General features: G+C 44.5%; 12 protein-coding genes and 1 pseudogene. 8 read left to right on the top strand and 5 right to left on the bottom strand.

Annotated features, from left to right (window positions below; genetic code table 11):
- A pseudogene (locus VF412_RS15875) lies at positions 1-215 on the top strand (hypothetical protein); the annotation flags it as partial.
- Positions 216-219: 4 nt separating this feature from the next.
- Here VF412_RS15875 and VF412_RS15870 read toward each other — a convergent pair.
- Complete coding sequence (locus VF412_RS15870) at positions 220-714, bottom strand: Dps family protein (protein ID WP_331340241.1); 495 nt, start codon at positions 712-714, stop codon at positions 220-222.
- A 115-nt stretch (positions 715-829) separates the two neighbouring features.
- The gene (locus VF412_RS15865) at positions 830-2233 is read right to left on the bottom strand and encodes a sigma-54 dependent transcriptional regulator (RefSeq protein WP_331340240.1); all 1404 of its coding nucleotides are present in this window, start codon (positions 2231-2233) and stop codon (positions 830-832) included.
- A 320-nt stretch (positions 2234-2553) separates the two neighbouring features.
- Between VF412_RS15865 and VF412_RS15860 the strand changes: the two genes are divergently transcribed.
- Together VF412_RS15860 and VF412_RS15855 are read left to right on the top strand one after the other, a co-directional pair.
- Positions 2554-2805: a CsbD family protein gene (locus VF412_RS15860; RefSeq protein WP_331340239.1), complete on the top strand. Its 252-nt coding sequence runs from the start codon at positions 2554-2556 to the stop codon at positions 2803-2805.
- A gap of 134 nt (positions 2806-2939) precedes the next feature.
- Positions 2940-3188: a GlsB/YeaQ/YmgE family stress response membrane protein gene (locus VF412_RS15855; protein WP_331340238.1), complete on the top strand. Its 249-nt coding sequence runs from the start codon at positions 2940-2942 to the stop codon at positions 3186-3188.
- Here the strand turns inward: VF412_RS15855 and VF412_RS15850 are convergent.
- Together VF412_RS15850 and VF412_RS15845 are read right to left on the bottom strand one after the other, a co-directional pair.
- On the bottom strand, positions 3180-3467 hold the full coding sequence (locus VF412_RS15850) for an Hpt domain-containing protein (RefSeq protein ID WP_331340237.1): 288 nt from the start codon (positions 3465-3467) through the stop codon (positions 3180-3182). The two genes, VF412_RS15855 and VF412_RS15850, sit on opposite strands and share 9 nt — an antisense overlap.
- Before the next feature lies 1 nt (position 3468).
- On the bottom strand, positions 3469-6252 hold the full coding sequence (locus VF412_RS15845) for a CHASE domain-containing protein (protein ID WP_331340236.1): 2784 nt from the start codon (positions 6250-6252) through the stop codon (positions 3469-3471).
- Positions 6253-6897: 645 nt separating this feature from the next.
- Between VF412_RS15845 and VF412_RS15840 the strand changes: the two genes are divergently transcribed.
- Genes VF412_RS15840 through VF412_RS15830 form a run of 3 tightly spaced genes read left to right on the top strand, consistent with a single transcriptional unit; the run spans position 6898 to position 10272 of the window.
- Complete coding sequence (locus tag VF412_RS15840; protein WP_331340235.1) at positions 6898-8220, top strand: TolC family protein; 1323 nt, start codon at positions 6898-6900, stop codon at positions 8218-8220.
- Entirely contained in the window at positions 8217-8912 is a 696-nt protein-coding gene (locus VF412_RS15835; protein ID WP_331340234.1) for a hypothetical protein, read from the top strand. Before VF412_RS15840 ends, VF412_RS15835 begins: the two co-directional genes overlap by 4 nt.
- Positions 8913-8931: 19 nt before the next feature.
- Positions 8932-10272, top strand: a complete 1341-nt coding sequence (locus VF412_RS15830) for a hypothetical protein (RefSeq protein ID WP_331340233.1) — start codon at positions 8932-8934, stop codon at positions 10270-10272.
- 22 nt (positions 10273-10294) lie between these two features.
- Here the strand turns inward: VF412_RS15830 and VF412_RS15825 are convergent, their stop codons facing one another.
- Positions 10295-10669, bottom strand: a complete 375-nt coding sequence (locus VF412_RS15825; protein WP_331340232.1) for a hypothetical protein — start codon at positions 10667-10669, stop codon at positions 10295-10297.
- Between the two features lie 59 nt (positions 10670-10728).
- Between VF412_RS15825 and VF412_RS15820 the strand changes: the two genes are divergently transcribed.
- Together VF412_RS15820 and VF412_RS15815 are read left to right on the top strand one after the other, a co-directional pair.
- Complete coding sequence (locus VF412_RS15820; protein WP_331340231.1) at positions 10729-13833, top strand: efflux RND transporter permease subunit; 3105 nt, start codon at positions 10729-10731, stop codon at positions 13831-13833.
- A gap of 11 nt (positions 13834-13844) precedes the next feature.
- On the top strand, positions 13845-16970 hold the full coding sequence (locus tag VF412_RS15815; RefSeq protein WP_331340230.1) for an efflux RND transporter permease subunit: 3126 nt from the start codon (positions 13845-13847) through the stop codon (positions 16968-16970).
- Positions 16971-17050 lie beyond the last annotated feature (80 nt).

Genomic DNA, 17050 nt, shown 5'->3' with positions numbered 1-17050 from the left:
AAATGTGTGAACGCCTTGGTGCCGTATCGATTCAGGAGCCGATTCGCAAAATGAATTATGAATGCGCCGTCATGCTTTTTGATAAGCAGACTCATCGCGCTTTCAATGACATTCACACTCATTATTGGGTCAAGCGCTTGTGGAAGAATTATATAAAGGAGACGCTTCGCCCTCGAAAGAGCGAAGCGCCTATGCAGGATCGTGAAATAGCCTAGACTACTACTCCACGAATGATTGTAATATCCAAAGATTTTTCTCATGAACCGCAAGACGGCGGATCAAAAGATCGTGAGTCACCATGTCATCAGTGACATCTACTTTGCGTAAGCAGTCGCGCAGTCTTGAAATTAAAATCTGCGTCGACACACTCATATCACGAAGCATGTCTTGAGCACTTGAATGCCCTTTGCGCTCTTTGATTTCTGTACGTTCCGAGAACTCCCTGAAGGTTCCTGGGGTGGCTTCTCCCAATGCACGGATTCTTTCAGCAATTTCGTCGATGGCCTCGAACAGTTCTTTATATTGCTCTTCGAAAAGAAGATGCAGTTCGCGAAATAAGGCTCCGCGAACATTCCAGTGACAATCCTGAGTTTTTAAAAACAAGAAGTATGTATCTGCCAAAATATTTGAAAGGATGTCTGCGTTCTGAATTCTTTCAATAGACGACAGACCCAAAAAATTTTCGTGATACGAAGGTGTTGAACTCAACATCATGACTGCCCCCTCCAGTGGTGCATTTGCTGCTCTCACACAGATGCAACCTTGGAACCAACAGTCAGATCGAATTATTTGCTTTTAAACAAATCCCCGGGGTGAAACTCCCCAAACCTCAGGAATTAACGGGGTCAATTTCCTGAAGTTTGCGATAAAGAGTTTTCCTATCAATACCCAATGCACGAGCAGTCACTTCCTTCGCTCGATTATGACGCTCGTAAACAAACTGCACGTATTTTTTTTCCAATTCATGCAAAGGTTCCACTTCGTCACCGAATCGGAAAATGAACGTGTTCTTTTTATCTTCTGCATCCGGAGCACCTTCAAGACTTGTTTCTTCAAATAACATAAATGACGTAAAATCGATTTCATTTCCTGAGGTTAAAACTACTGCGCGCTCGACAGCATTTTCCAGTTCACGCACGTTTCCCCGCCATGCTTGAGTCATTAAATATTCTTTGGCGTTCTTTTTAAAACCAATAATATTTGTTCCATTGATAGCGTTATACTTTTTCAAAAAGAACTCTGCCAAAGGCAAAATATCCTCACGACGATCACGAAGTGGTGGGATCTTAATTGGAATGACATTCAATCTAAAAAATAAGTCTTCACGAAAGCGTTTTTCCTGAACTTCATGACGAAGATCTTTATGGGTCGCCGCGATCACGCGCACATCAATCGGACGTGGTTGATTTTCGCCAACACGTTTAATCTCTTTCTCTTGAAGAACACGCAGCAGTTTCGCCTGTAGAGCTAAGTTCAGATCACCGATTTCATCTAAGAACAGGGTTCCGCCCTCAGCCTCTTCAAATAAACCGATTTTCTTATCTGCCGCTCCGGTGAAGGCCCCCTTCGCGTGACCGAACAACTCTGACTCCAGAAGATTTTCAGGAATGGCTGAACAGTTGATCGCGATGAAGGGTTTTTTCGCGCGAGGACTCCAGTTGTGCAGAGCTCTCGCGAAAACTTCTTTCCCCGTACCACTTTCACCTGTGATCGAAACGGTCGCAGAACTTTTCGCAACCCTGCGAGTAAGATCGATCAGTCGACGAATCGCATCGCTTTTCCCAATAATGCCTTCTGGATTTAGCCCCTTCGTAACGTCCACTACTTCGCGCAGATTTTTATTTTCTGCATTCAAAGACATGAACTTGAAGGCACGCTGCGCAGAAATTAAAAGCTGTGGAAAGTGCAAAGGCTTTACCACAAAGTCATAGGCACCGGCATCGATAGCCTCTACGGCAGTCTCGACGTCATTAGAAACTGTAATCAAAATAATGGGAATCATTACGCCTTCAGCGCGCAGTTGTTTGATAAAATCAAGACCGCTCATCATCGGCAAATTTAAATCTGTGATGATCGCATCAGGGGAAATCTTCTGAGAGGTGATTTCCTTCAAAGCTTGCATAGCATCTTCACGATAAATGACTTGAATATTCTTCTGCCTAAAAAATGCCGTCGCCAACTCAGCCAAATCAAGATCGTCTTCAATCAATAACAGCGTTTTTTGTGCATCCATGGGAATCCCCCTCTTCCAATTGAATCTCTTAAAACTAAGGGTATTCTACAACTTATTTGTGTATTTATGCCTCATTTTTAATAAAACGCCCATTATATCGATTATAAACGATTTGGTTTCATATTGAGATGTTATATCAAGTATTGCGTGGCAGAAATGTCCAGACATTATTCCCCATAGCGGGTTGGGGAAGTTCTCCCCAGGAAGTGGGTTATTTTGCCCTAAATTTAAGGCCGAAATGGCTGGAACTGCCTTTGTTTCGATTACATCTCTGGCCTCCGCATTGCTGTAATAAAAATCAAACAACTTGGAGGTTTTTTATGAATAAAGATGTCATTCAAGGAAAATGGAAAGAAATCAAAGGAGACCTTCATAAAGCCTGGGCCAATGTCTCAGACGATGAGTGGGAAAAAACCAAAGGTGATGCGACAGCAATCGCCGGAGTTCTCCAACAAAAATACGGAATGGCAAAAGAAGATGCTTCTAAAAAGGTTTCTGCGTTGATGGACAAGTATTTGTCTAGAACTCGCGAATCTTTAGATAAGCCTTCAGATCCAAATAGAAAAGCTTAATTCATTATGTTTGTGCGTGACCACGATTCTTCCATCGTGGTCGTTCAAGGCCGTGCCTTATCGCAGATACCCTGCGAGGGGCGCGGCTCCTCCATGAACCTTAAAGCTTGCTAGATATTAAAGGGAGTAAAAAAATGATCTACGCAATCTTTGTCGGACTGATTGTCGGCGCTATTTTCAAATGTCTGCACAGAAATTCTGGCGGATGGATTGTGAACGCAATCCTTGGAATAACCGGAGCCATCATGGCTCACTTCATTAGTTCTAAGAATATATTGATGTTCGATTTAGACTTTCCAAGCCTGATCAGCGCCATCACCGGGGCCGTACTAGTATTATTTATCTATGGTTACCTTCTTCGCAAGACAACTCAGCTAAACTAATGCCTTCAAAAGCTTTTCTACCATAGCTGAGATCTCGTTCACGGAAGACCGGGCTGCCTCTAAATCTTTGTCTAAAGCAGCCGCATCTAATTTTTTTCCTAATGATTCTAATTCCGGAAAATTAAAAGTGGAGGCGTTACCCTTCATTTGGTGCCCCACCTTTTTGGCAAGTTCGAAATCACCCTGCTCAAGCTCTGCTAAAACTTTCGCAATCTCTTCCTGACGACGACTTAAATAACGAATTTGCGACTCTTTGGGAACGCTCAGCCCACTTGCCATCTCATCCTCTGTGATTCAAATAGAAGTAAACTTCTTGCACAAGTAATTCGCCAGAAACGGGCTTGGTGATCTGTCCATTGCAACCGGCAGCCAAGCAGCTACGCACTTCTTCATTCAAAGCATGAGCAGTTAACGCGACAATAGGGCGAGTGAAGCCGCGTTGACGTAAAGTCTTTGTCGCTTCTTTACCGTCTAGTTTTGGAATTTGAATATCCATCAAGATAATATCCGGTTGATTTTGGAATGCCATATTTATGGCCTTCTCGCCATCTTCAGCTATCATCACATCCGCTCCGGCAGAAGAAAGAAAGTGCTCATAGATTTCCTGATTATCCACAGAGTCTTCTACAAGAAGAACGCTGACGTTCCTCAAAAGATTTGTAAGATCCATCGCACTCCAATCAATATTAGAGCGTGATTGCGCTAGGGAAGATTCCAAAGTCGCGGCCGGCTCAAACTTAAGCGGATAAGCATTTCCGACTGCAACACCCTTCAGCGGAACGCGTAAGCAGAACGTCGATCCCTTTCCAACGGAAGACTCCAATAAGAAGAGATCCCCGCCCAAAAGCTCTGCGAGGCGTTTTGACAACGCCAAGCCCAAACCTGTGCCACCATATTTGCGGGTTGTGGTGACATCACCTTGCGAGAACGGACGGAATAAGTTTTCGCGATTTTTTTCGCTGATGCCAATGCCTGTATCTTGAACTTGGAACTCTAGGAATTCGGTACCCTCTTCATTCGCATAGGTGCGATACAAAAGCTTTACACTGCCGTTTTCGGTAAATTTAATCGCATTGCCCGCAATATTCACAAGAATCTGCTTCAATCGCACGTCATCGGTGATGATATAGCCCGGAACATTACTCAGTCTTGCAGTTGTGAACTGAATGCCTTTTTCGTTAGCGCGAGCATCCATCACGGATTTAATTTCAGAAACGAAGCCTTCCAAATTCACCTGGGCCATCTCGAAATGCAACTTCCCTGCTTCAACTTTCGAGATATCTAAAATATCGTCGATCAAACGCGCTAATTCTTTCCCATTTCTTTTTACGCCGTTGACGATATTCATCTTGTCTTCTGGCTCAAGATCATCTTGAGCCAAGATTTCAGTAAAGCCCACGATCACGCCTAGCGGAGTGCGGATTTCGTGACTCATGTTTGCCAAGAACGAACTCTTCATCAGATTGGCGTCCTCGGCACGGCGAAGAAGAATCGCCTTTTCATAGGACATGGCGAACTGACCGAAAATGCTTGTAAGAGCATATTCCTTCACATTGATCTCAAGCAAATCTGCCGGGCCTTTAACAAGAACTAAGATGGAAGTTTTTTTGCCGGATTCATGCAAAATCACCTTCATCAAATAGTAATGGCCTCGCTTTACAATTTCTCGAAGACGAACATCCGCCTGGCTTAAGAAGCGCTCGCCAATGACATTTCCTGATGACAGATTCACGATGCCGTCGACTGGAAGCTCTTCCCAATCACTGGGCATTTCCAAAATTGCCGGAAACACATCAAGTTCTTTTTGGAAGCGACGTTCATACTGCCCTTTTTGTTCACGCACGAATACGACACAGTCATCGATTTGGAACACGTCATAAAGATGCACACAGAACTTTTCAAAAAGTGTGTTACTTTCTATTGCAGAGGAAAGATCCGCCAAGATCGAATTCAATTTTTTAAACAAAACAATTTCTGTCGTTTTATTTCTGGAAATTTGCGCCAGAGATTCCTTATGGCGCTCGTTAAATTTCAAGAATTGCTGTGTTGACCATAAAGCAAGGAAGATCACTGACAGCATAATCAAAGTGACTAAGGCTACTAAGATCGGAACATACCTTTCATACCAATTAAAGAAATGTGGCAATGGCTCAAAGTGCAGCTTCCAAGTCTTATCAAAAATCTTAAGCTCTTTCTCCATTGAGATTTCGGCTGTCGGGCGCTCGACACTTTTTGATGGGAAGCGCTCGTAGATAGAGATCAAACGATTTGTTTTCGGATCAAAGGTTTCGATGCGATAATTCACGCGTTCGTTATAAAATTCGGGAACTCCGAAACCACCGTTAAAAAAGCGATAAATGCGAACGATGGCGTAAGTGAATCCAATCAACGAATCGCGAGCTTCACCTTTTTCCCCTCTGATTTCCAAATTTTTGGTCACAGGAAGATAAATAAGGAACCCTTGTTGACGATCTTTTTCGTTACTGTCTTGAACAAGGTAAACAGGATCTGTGATCGCCGGCGCATTCTTTTCGATAGCGTGATCCATCGCCTCTTTACGAATCACGTCCGAGTACATATCAAAGCCAAGAACTTTGCGATTGCGCCAATCTTCGGGTTGAATCAACGTCACGGCTGTGTGAAGACTACGCTCCCCTTCAGGCCAATATTTGAAATCAGGATATCCATAGGCCTGCATCTTTTTTTCTAGCGCAGGGACATCATCAAGCTGAACAATCTGCGAGTAAGCAATGCCTTGCATACCCGGGAAACGCTTTAGAATCTGCGACGACTCGATATAATTTTGAAAATCCCGTGGAGTCGGTACACCACTTAATTGAAAATAGGCTTTTGTATCTGAAAGCGCGTCGCCATAGCCATAAATTTCACGTGTGATTGTCGAAGTCACTTTTTCGACTTCGAAGGTAAGGCGCGCATTCCATTCTTTTTCGAGATGGATTTTTACAACCCACCAACTGAACAGACTGACAGCGATGATAATAATCAAAACAGCAAAGACGTTCCATTCATGCGATAAAATGAAAACTCTTTTTAAACGCTTCATCAAAATTCCTATCTGCGTTCGATAAGTATACAAATTAGTTTTAGGAGACTTACTACATACCAGCAAGTCTAAACAAGCATCTTGTCATCCAACAAAGTGCGGGAGATCTGACTCAAGATAGGGAAAAATTCCCCAATTTAATCCATTTTTTTATCCGACACTCAATATATTGCAATAGGCACCTGGCAGCGCCATTGCATCCTTAAGTTTACAACAAGCTGGCGAGGGAATAATGGCTCTCGTTCCAGCTGGGAAAGTTCCAAAATCCCTTTCCCATTCCCTACCCTTCCCCAAGTGGTTCGGCTTCTCGCAGAGTCGAATTCACCCCTCCAAAGCAGAAAAGGCTCTGGCGTCACCAGGGCCTTTTCCTTTTTCACCCAGTTGCTGTTTTTTTCAGCTTAGATCAGTAAATCAGTGATTCCGAATAATGACTTCACGATCCGCTTGATCCCTGCGACTGAGATATTTTCAGAGTCAAATTTCAGTTTGCTCCAAACTCTTTACTCACTCTTTCCACAGTGCTTACTAAATCTAGTTTCTCTCTAAAGATGGTCCCATTTTCTTCATTTTTGCCATATGGTAATGGAGAAAAAAGTTGTAAGTTTCGAACGCTTGCACAATACATCTGTCAGACCGGAGACCTGCATGAAGTCCTTGTTGATTGTCGCTGTTAGTATCTTAGTTTTCGCTCGTGGTGAGGCTCAACCATCGACCCCATCAACTTCTTTGACTTTAAGAGCCGCAGTTAACAATGCCCTCTCAAACAACCCTGCCTTAAAAGAAAATCGCGAGAAGGTTAATCAAGCAGACACAGAAATCCCAGTGGCTCGTTCTTTCATTTTACCGAATCTTTCGGCTGTCACAACTGGCAACCGCCAAAAGGATGCCGTCAATGGCAGCCCTCGTTTTGACGGGAATCCATTCAATGCCTACGACGCCTCTTTGAAGTTGAATCAAGTTCTTTTTCAAGTAGGCGCATTGGATGCTATTCATGCGGCACAAAAAGACGTTACGATCAGCAAATTGAATGCACAGATCTCTGAACGTGATCTTACGAACAATGTGATCCAAGCTTATTACCAAATCGTTTTGGCTTCCCGAAACATCGAAACTCTTTTAACCCAAGAGAAAATCGAGAAAGAAGCTGTAGACGTAGCAAAACATCGCGAGAAGATCGGTCGTGGTCAGTTGCTTGACTACCTTCAAGCGAAAACTCAGTTGGCCCTTCTTCAAGGTCAGCTGGCAACGGCTCGCAATCAGTTGCAAGTGGCTGCGGCGAATTTGGCTTATCTTTTGGGCGACACGGGACAAAAGCAGTTCCAAATTCCTGATAAGATGGATGCTCCAAAAATCGAGACTGTGGATTCTTTGGTGAACTTGCAAGATGCCGTTATTCCGGAAATTCAACGTGATGAAGTATCAATCATGAAAATCGATGACCAGAAAAGCACGTTGTGGGGTCAAAATCTTCCTTACCTAAGCTTAGTGGGGAATTACTCTTTTGCCTCATACAAACAATCTGACTTATTGAATGATGATGCGAACTCTTGGGGCATCGGCTTGCAATTGACGATCCCTCTTTTTTCGGGTCTTTCAACGATTTATCAAGAGCGCAGCCTTGACTCGCAAAAAGCTCAATTGATTTTCGACAAGCAAAGTGTTCAAGACCAAGTTAGTTATCAACAAGTCACAAATAGAAAAAATCTTGAAACAGCCTTGGAGAATATCGTGACTGGAACAGAAGCCTTCAAACTGGCTTTGGATTCCTATAAAGAGGCACGTCGAAACTACACTCTTGCAACGATTGATTTCGTGCAGTTCTTGAGCGTGCAGCAAGCTTATGCTCAGGCAGAGCAAGCTTTGAACACTTACAGATATAATTACATCGCTGCCTTGGGCAATTACTATGCGGCTTCTGGGCAGAACATGCAACAATTGGTCGATCTTTTAGAAAAGGCTAATCCATGAAAAATTTAAGAAGGCTGTTCGTTCCACTTTCATTTTTTGTTTGTGCCGCAGCTTCTGCTGGCGACATTTCAGTGAGCGTGCCACAAACGCAACTGACTCTTGAGAGATCGAAAGCGCAACCGCCTTCTAATGAGTACTTTATCGAGGCTCAAGTTTCTTCATGGAGGCCCGATAACTTCACCGCAACATCGCAGCTAAACAATACCTCTTCCTTTACGGCAAAGACCCCATCGATGAGCCTCGCAATTGGCGAGTCCCTCTATCAAAATGCTTACATTCGCTTGGCTGGGAAATTAGGAGCGGGGTTCACTCAACTGCAAAGAAGTGGCGTCATGGGATTTGACGCCACTCGCATGACGATGTCGGAAAATCTTAATATGCTTCAAGCCTCTGCGGGACTTGAAGTCGCCGGTGCACAAGAGTGGGTAAATACTCTTCGACCAATAGCCGCAGTGTCTTTGGTTCCTACATGGAGCCAAGCCGCTTCATCAGAATTTTCCGATGGCATTAACCAATGGGACTGGCTCGCGAAAGTTTCTACAGGTCTTGAGTTCAATATTCGCCCGGTCGCGCGCTGGATGGGACTTCAAGAAACTGCTTTTGAAATTGGAATTGAAAATACACAAAGCCTTACTGCTTCCTCCCTGTCAGGGACCGGTGTGTGGGCTGGAACTCGCATCGGTTGGCAATAAACTTATTTAGGAGAATGATATGAAGAACCTTTTTCCCATTCTACTTCTAGTTACGACAGCTCTGACACTGCAAGCATGCAGTAAAGATCAGGATCTTGAAGATTATAAGAAAACTCGCTTGCAAAAGAATCTTGCAGAGATTCAAACAGCAAATGGCAAATACTCTGGCTATCTTCTTTCGAAACAATCCGGCGCAAATCTTGGGGCGCTTCAGTTAACTTTAACTGCAACAACTCAAGTTCAACCAAGTACTGACGAGTCGAAGTCGTCAGCACAGCCTGTTTTGTTAGTGAGTGTGACTTTCCAAGGCGTGTCTCGCATGACTACATCTGCGGAAAATACTTATTATGATCCAGACACAGGTGCCTTCCAAGCAGATGTGCCTATCATTCAGCAAGCAGCCAACGGTCAAAGCCAAACAATCAAGATCAGTCTGACTGGTGTTTTAAGCAACGGCGTTCTTAAAGGAACGATGGAGGCGAAAGACTATCCTGACTACGGTGGCACTTTCTCTTTAAGCAATAAAGGGGCAAGTCTTGATTCTTTGGTGCAAGCTTCGAAACCGACGGGCGCCGCGTTTTCTCAAGGTACTTATGCAGGAACGACAACATTCGGCAAAGTCAGCAAGAATGTCAGCATGATTATCTTGAAACCGGTGACAACTTCAGATCAAGATTTCGTTAGTCTGTTCTTCCCTAAGATTCCAGTGAAGGTCACTTTGAATTACGGCGACGGTGCTCTTGTTAATTTTGATGACAGCACCTTAGATCAAACGAATTCAACAGTTCAAGGAAATGGCACTATCACTAAGAACAACCAAACAGAGACATTGTCCTTGATTTGCAATGGTCAAAATACGAACCAGCATTTTGAATGTTCAGTAAGGACAAGTCGCGCTGTAGGCGAGATGGCTCATTTAAGTCTTCAAGCAAGCACTGATGATGCGAACAAAGGTCCTGCGGATTCGGATACTAGTTCTTATGAAAATCACTCTTATGATGGTACTGTGACCCTTCGTGGTGGCATTAGTAAACCTGCTGAACTTACCGTGAGCTATGCGGCTCGTAATCGTCAGGATGAGATCAACGATCTTTACTTCCCCCAAGCCGAAACACTTCTAAATGTGAACTACACATTAGATAATGGCGCTTTCGGTGTGACCTTTACAGATGTAAAATGGGATAGCGAAAAAGGGACACTGGACGTAACACAACAAGGAACTTCTGACGGTTTATCAGCGACGTTCTCTTTGAATTGTCGTGGTTTTACTTTCGGTCCTAAGCCTTATTTTTTCACCTGTGATTTTCACAGCAGCTTAGGAAACACATACGAACAGATCGTTTTTAAATCGAACCCTTAAGGGTCGTCGGCAAAGGCGTTGCTTATTTTTTCTTAGCAACGCGCTTTGCAAGGGCCAAGTAGATATGAAGAGGAAACAGGATAATTATCGAAGAGAGGAAGAAGGGCAAAACCTCACTTTGATGTGTCTGATGAATATCTGCCGCTAGCAATAAAATTGTGAATGAAAAATTAATGACACCAATCGAGTGCAAAACATAGCAAAGAAGCTTTACTCGATGGCTGAGAGGCGAAAATTTAAATTCAACGTTACGATAAAGGCCGACAACTAAAAAAACGACGGCAAAAATCAGAAGAGCAATCGAGGTCACTTTTACCACAGTATTGCTGAACTGAAGTTGTCTAAGGAAACGGCCTTGAAAGATCTGTTGAATAAAATGAAAGTTGATCGGTGTCATAGTGAGTGGAAATTAACATCGGGGATGCACGGTTGCAACCCCCTTGATCGGAGTGGTCTGTGAGTTTGTCAGAGATATCGATTCGTCGTCCCGTTTTCGCGTGGATGCTGATGTTTGGCTTGATCGTTTTCGGTTGGATCTCGTTCCAACGCATGGGTATCAGTCAAATGCCCGACGTCAACTTCCCGGTGGTCAATATCGCTCTTCAACTTGACGGAGCAGCACCGGAAGTTATGGAAGCCGACGTCGTCGATATCATCGAAGATGCTGTAATGGGTATCGAAGGCTTGAAGAGCGTCTCTTCAAGCTCTTCCCAAGGTATTGCGAATATCACTTGCGAATTCAACATGGACCACAATATCGATGTGGCTCTTCAAGAGGTGCAAGACCGTATTTTACAAGTGAACAATCAGCTTCCGACAGCTCTTTATCCTCCTGTGATTACAAAAACAAACCCTGAAGATCAACCGATCATGTGGGTTATGGTTACAGCGGATGAAAAAGTTCCTCTGTATCAGCAGATGATGTATGCAAGGAATACTCTGAAAGATCAATTGTCCACTATAGATGGTGTGGGCGCCGTTGTTCTTGGCGGTTACGTTGATCCGAATTTGCGTGTCTGGCTTGATCGCGAAAAATTAAAAGGCAGCGAGCTGACTTCTTCAGATATTTTCAGCGCAATTCAATCTGAACAAAACGAACAGCCTGCGGGACGCATTGAAGCCCCAACGAAAGAAATGAATATCCGTATCTTAGGCGAAGCGAAAACGCCTGAGGACTTTGGAAAGATTCGCATCAATGCCCGCGGTGGTGCGATCAACTACAAATCGACTCCGTTAAATCAGGTGGCCACAATTGAAGAAGGTCTTTCTGATATTCGTGCTATTTCTCGTTATAACGGTAAAACGGCTGTGGGTCTTGGCATTATCAAGCAGCACGGATCAAATGCTGTTAAAGTTTCCGCGGCGATTTACGCCAAAGTAAAGCAAATGAAAGTATCTTTGCTTTCGGGATATAGTCTTGATGTTCGTTTGGATTCAACAAAGTTCATTAAGGACTCTGTGGAAGAGTTAAATATGACCCTTCTAGTAGCCGCAATCTTAACTTCGATTGTGTGCTACTTGTTCTTGGGCTCTTGGTCTTCCACTTTCAATGTCTTGCTAGCAATTCCTACCTCTATCGTTGGTGCCTTCACTGCCCTTTATTTCTTAGGTTTTACACTGAATACATTTACGTTGCTGGGACTCAGCTTAGCCATCGGTATCGTGGTCGATGACGCGATCATGATGTTGGAAAATATCGTCCGCCACTACGAGATGGGTAAAACCCGTCGACAAGCGGCCCTTGACGGCTCAAATGAAATCACATTTGCCGCGATCGCAACGACTCTGGCTATCGCCGCGATCTTTATGCCGGTTATCTTCATGAAGGGTGTTGTTGGTGCCTTCTTCTATCAATACGGAATCACAGTTACTGTCGCCGTGTTCTTGTCACTGCTTGAAGCGGTGACATTGACTCCGATGCGTTGTGCCCGTTTTATGCACTCAGCAAAACACGATCCGACTCGTATGTCGAAATTTATCGACGATATTATGGATCGTTTGGCTCATTCGTATAAAAGAAGCCTCGAGTTCATTTTGCAATGGAGAAAAACTGTTGTTCTTGGCTCAGTGATCTTGTTCATTGTGTCTTTGGGTTTCGTTTCAACTTTGCCGAAAGAGTTGATCCCTGCTCAAGATCAAGGATATTTCCTTTTGAATATTAAAACTCCCGTGGGCACTTCTATCGTTTCTACCGATAAGACTTTCGCCAAAGTAGAGGCTTATCTAAAAACGGTTCCTGAAGTGACTGACTTCTACACGACTATCGGTAACTACGAACACGACAACATTGTGAATGCGGGGACTATTTACGTTATCTTGAAAGATCCAAAAAAACGTAAAGCAACTCAGCAAGAGTTGATGCAAACCATTCGTGATGGGGCTGCGAAAGTGGAACCAAACCTGGAGGTCTTTGCTCAAGACATGTCTTTGACAGGCTTTAGTGCCTCTCGCGGTTTCCCAGTGGAATTTACACTGGAAGGACCTGATTGGGAGAAGCTAAAGGGATACTCTGAACAGATCCTAGCAAAACTTCGTGAAACGGGTTTAGTTAAAGATATCAATATGGATTATCAAGACGGCATGAATGAAATTCAAATCATTCCGAACCGTACAAAAGCAGCAGAGCGCGGAATTCCTGTTGCGAATATCAGCCAAGAAGTTGAAACAATGATCGGTGGTCAGATTTTCTCTGCCAACACCGAATATCCTAAAGAAGGACATCGTTACTACATCCGCGTCAGGGCAAAACCTGAACAAACGGCGGCAGTGGAAGATATCAATAAGCTTTATGTTCGTAACAACCGCGGTGAGGTTTCACCAATTATCGGTGCCGCTACGATTGTTCCAACGAAAGCGCCTCAAGTAATCACACGCTTCAATCGTCGTCGCGCAATTCCGGTATTTGCGAATGTGACTCCCGGAAAGTCTCAGCAAGATGCTTTGGATGCTGTTGATAAAATAAGTAAAGACATCTTGCCCCCAGGTTATGATGTTAAAATCACAGGCAGCGGCTCTGCATTCCAAGAAGCTTTCGACGGATTGATTTTCGCATTGCTAATGGGTATCGCAGTTGCTTATTTGATTCTTGCTTCCCAATTCAACAGCTTTATCCATCCGGTCACGATCTTGATGGCGCTTCCATTCAGTTTGACAGGTGCTTTGTTAGCTCTGGCAATGGCGCACCAGTCGTTAAGCTTATTCAGTATGATCGGTTTGATCCTATTGATGGGTATTGTGAAAAAGAACTCGATCCTTCTCGTGGATTTCACGAATCAACGGCGCGCCGAAGGCGTTGGTGTTACGGAAGCCTTACTTGATGCCTGCCCTGTTCGTCTTCGTCCGATCTTGATGACCTCCATTGCAACAGTTGCCGGTGCGATCCCCGAAGCATTGAACTTCGGTCCTGGTGCAGAGACTCGCATCCCCATGGCAATTTCACTTATTGGTGGTGTGTCGGTATCGACTTTCCTAACCTTGTATGTTGTTCCGTGCGTTTATAGTTTGTTCTCGAAATTTGAACGCCCAGAGGTCGATGAAGAACCTCTCGTGAAACACGCGTAACGGAGGACTCGATGAGTTTAGCAGAGATCTCCATACGAAGACCCGTTTTCGCCTGGATGCTGATGGTTGCCATCATCCTGTTCGGGATTATTTCCTTTAGACGTCTGGGCGTCAGTCAGCTTCCTGATGTAGACTTCCCAGTCGTTTCTGTTTCGGTGAATTTGCCTGGTGCTGCTCCTGAAGTTGTAGAAAGCCAAGTTCTAGATCCTCTTGAAGATGCGATCATGGAGCTTGACGGTATCCGCAGTGTCACTTCAAGCGCGCAACAAAGTAGCGGTTCTATCGCCGTCGAATTCGAATTGAATCGCAATATCGACCAGGCTATGGAAGAGATTCAAAACAAGATCAATCAAGCTCGCAACTTGATGCCAACTTCTTTGTATCCGCCGACTTTGCGTAAAAGAAATCCAGAAGATTCGCCAATTATGTGGGTGGCATTAACCTCGGATAATCCGAATGAAAAGCCGATGGATCTAATGATCTATGCCCGCAACGTTCTTTTCGATCAGTTCGCGACTGTTGATGGCGTCGGTGATATCGCTATGGGCGGCTACGTAGACCCTGCACTGCGCATATGGGTTGACGTTAACAAGCTTGATAAATTAAACCTCACTTCGGATGATCTTTTAAGTTCTATCACTCAAGGCCATCACGAAATTCCGGCGGGATATCTTTCGAATGATACGACGGAATACAACGTGCGCACTATGGGCGAGGCCTCAACCCCGCAAGAGTTCGCAAAAATTCCGATCAACAATCGCCTGAAGTTAGGTCCCAACTATCAGGGCACAACCCTAGGTGATGTCGGAACTGTTGAAGAAGACACTTTAGATGTCAGAAGAAAAGCAAGCTTCAACGGTAAAAGAACTGTCGGTATCGGTATCGTAAAACAGCATGGCTCAAATGCTGTGGAAGTGGCTGAACTTGTCAGAAAAAAACTAAAACAAATTCAACCGACCCTGCCCAAGGGTTACCACATTGATGTTCGCAACGATAACACTGTGTTTATCAAGCAAGCGGTGAATCAGCTTGTTTTCACGTTGGTTCTTTCCGCGATTTTAACAAGCTTAGTGTGTTTTCTCTTCTTGGGATCATGGACTTCGACGCTGAATGTGTTGTTGGCGATTCCAACCTCGGTTATTGGCGCTTTCACAGCGTTGTACTTCTTCCACTTTACGCTGAACACGTTCACAATGTTAGGATTAAGCCTTGCGATTGGTATCGTCGTCGACGATGCGATCATGATGCTTGAAAACATCGTACGCCACCGTCAAATGGGCAAAGGCAAAAAGCAAGCTGCCATCGACGGAGCGAACGAGATTTATTTTGCCGCCATGGCAGCCACAATCGCCGTTGTCGCGATCTTTATGCCAGTGGCTTTCATGCAAGGCGTGATCGGACGTTATCTTTCACAATTCGGTTTAACGGTCACCATCGCCGTTTTGTTGTCATTGCTCGAGGCATTGACGCTGACTCCGATGCGCTGTTCTCGATATTTGCGTGTTGAGGCTGAAGAAAAAGGTCTTGCCGGATTTATCGAGCGTGTCTTCCATAAGCTGAGTAACGGTTATCGCAAAATTCTAAGTGTCTTGCTTGCTCATCGTTGGAAAACTCTTTTGGTATCGGCAATCTTCTTTATCTCTGGCTTCTGGATGGCCAAACAGGTCCCTGGGGAAATGATGCCAGCGCAAGATCAGTCGATGATGATGTTGCGTTTTAAGTTGCCGGTAGGAACTCCGATTGGAATCACTGAAGAAAAGATGAATGCAGCTGTCGACTATCTTTCGAAGCAGAAAGAAGTTGAAGGTATTTTCAGCACAGTGGGTGGTTTTGGCGGGGATGCCGTGAACCAAGGGATGACTTACGTAACGTTAGTTCCTCGTGATAAACGTCAAATGCGTCAGCAAGAACTTATTAAGAAATTCCGCAAAGGCCTTAAAAGCATGCCGGAACTTAAAAAGGTGGAGGTCGTTGTTCAAGACTTATCACTTCGTGGTTTTGCCGCCAGCCGTGGTTTTCCGGTGGAATTTATCATACAAGGACCTGACTGGGATAAGTTGAACGAAGTCACAAAGGAAATCATGGATGACATGAAAGCTTCCACTTTCGTGACAGATGTGAATACTGATATTCAAGCCAATATGCCCGAAGTGCAGTTGATCCCAAACCGCGATAAACTTGCCCGGCACAGTGTAGACTTGAATACAGTCACGGGAGTTATTAACGCCCTGGTGGGTGGTTCAATTCTAAATGGAAAGACATTGTATCCAAAAGCGGGACATCGCTATTCTATCGAGTTGCGCTTGTTTGCCACTCAACGTGATAAGGTTCCTGATTTAGGCCGCATTAAAGTGCGCAATAACTTCGGTGAGGTTGTACGTCTGTCTGAACTTGTTGATGTCACATCAAAACCAAGCTTGATGTTGATCTCGCGCCTGAACCGTCAACGCGCGATCACAGTCTATGCGAACCCAGCTGGCAAGGCGTCACAGCAAGAGGCAATGGCACAGACTGAAAAGCTAGCGCGCAAACATTTGCCGCCGGGATATAGCATCCAGATGATGGGCTCTTCGAAAAGTTTCAAAGAATCCTTCCAAAGTTTATGGTTCGCACTGGGTTTAGGTTTGTTGATCTCGTACATGGTTCTTGCGTCGCAGTTCAATAGCTTCATTCATCCAGTGACGGTTTTAATGGCTTTGCCGTTTAGCTTCTCTGGAGCATTCATGGGGCTTCTGATCTTCCATCAATCTATTAATATGTACAGCTTCATCGGCTTTATTTTGTTAATGGGTATCGTAAAAAAGAACTCGATCTTGCTTGTCGATTATACGAATCAAGTTCGAAAGGAAAAAAACTTGGGCATCCGCGATGCTTTGTTAGACGCATGCCCTGTCCGCTTGCGCCCGATCATTATGACATCGGTTGCGGTGGTAGCAGGTGCGCTTCCAGAGGCTCTAGATCTGGGACCTGGAGCCGAAACTACAATCCCAATGTCTATCGCCATTATCGGTGGCGTGATCGCCTCAACGATTCTGACGTTATTCGTAGTTCCTTGTGTTTATAGTTTATTGTCTCGTTTCGAAGGCAAGGACAGCCTAGAGACAGAGGCCGAAGAGTTAGCTCACAATCCAGCTTAGATAAGTGAAATCTCACTCGGCATTGAGATGTCGGGGCTGACCTGCAAGAATTTCTATAAGTCGATCGAAGTCCACAGGCT

Origin of the sequence: Bdellovibrio sp., from assembly GCF_036384735.1 — a bacterium.
Taxonomy (GTDB): Bacteria; Bdellovibrionota; Bdellovibrionia; order Bdellovibrionales; family Bdellovibrionaceae; genus Bdellovibrio.
Note: the sequence above shows the minus strand (reverse complement) of the source record. Positions and strands in the feature narration are given on the sequence as shown.

Bases quoted from the DNA above. Each gene is read 5' to 3' on its own strand.
- VF412_RS15845 (WP_331340236.1), bottom strand. From the start codon at position 6,252: ATGAAGCGTTTAAAAAGAGTTTTCATTTTATCGCATGAATGGAACGTC.
- VF412_RS15830 (WP_331340233.1), top strand. From the start codon at position 8,932: ATGAAGAACCTTTTTCCCATTCTACTTCTAGTTACGACAGCTCTGACA.
- VF412_RS15835 (WP_331340234.1), top strand. From the start codon at position 8,217: ATGAAAAATTTAAGAAGGCTGTTCGTTCCACTTTCATTTTTTGTTTGT.
- VF412_RS15865 (WP_331340240.1), bottom strand. From the start codon at position 2,233: ATGGATGCACAAAAAACGCTGTTATTGATTGAAGACGATCTTGATTTG.
- VF412_RS15855 (WP_331340238.1), top strand. From the start codon at position 2,940: ATGATCTACGCAATCTTTGTCGGACTGATTGTCGGCGCTATTTTCAAA.
- VF412_RS15850 (WP_331340237.1), bottom strand. From the start codon at position 3,467: ATGGCAAGTGGGCTGAGCGTTCCCAAAGAGTCGCAAATTCGTTATTTA.
- VF412_RS15825 (WP_331340232.1), bottom strand. From the start codon at position 10,669: ATGACACCGATCAACTTTCATTTTATTCAACAGATCTTTCAAGGCCGT.
- VF412_RS15815 (WP_331340230.1), top strand. From the start codon at position 13,845: ATGAGTTTAGCAGAGATCTCCATACGAAGACCCGTTTTCGCCTGGATG.
- VF412_RS15870 (WP_331340241.1), bottom strand. From the start codon at position 714: ATGATGTTGAGTTCAACACCTTCGTATCACGAAAATTTTTTGGGTCTG.
- VF412_RS15840 (WP_331340235.1), top strand. From the start codon at position 6,898: ATGAAGTCCTTGTTGATTGTCGCTGTTAGTATCTTAGTTTTCGCTCGT.
- VF412_RS15860 (WP_331340239.1), top strand. From the start codon at position 2,554: ATGAATAAAGATGTCATTCAAGGAAAATGGAAAGAAATCAAAGGAGAC.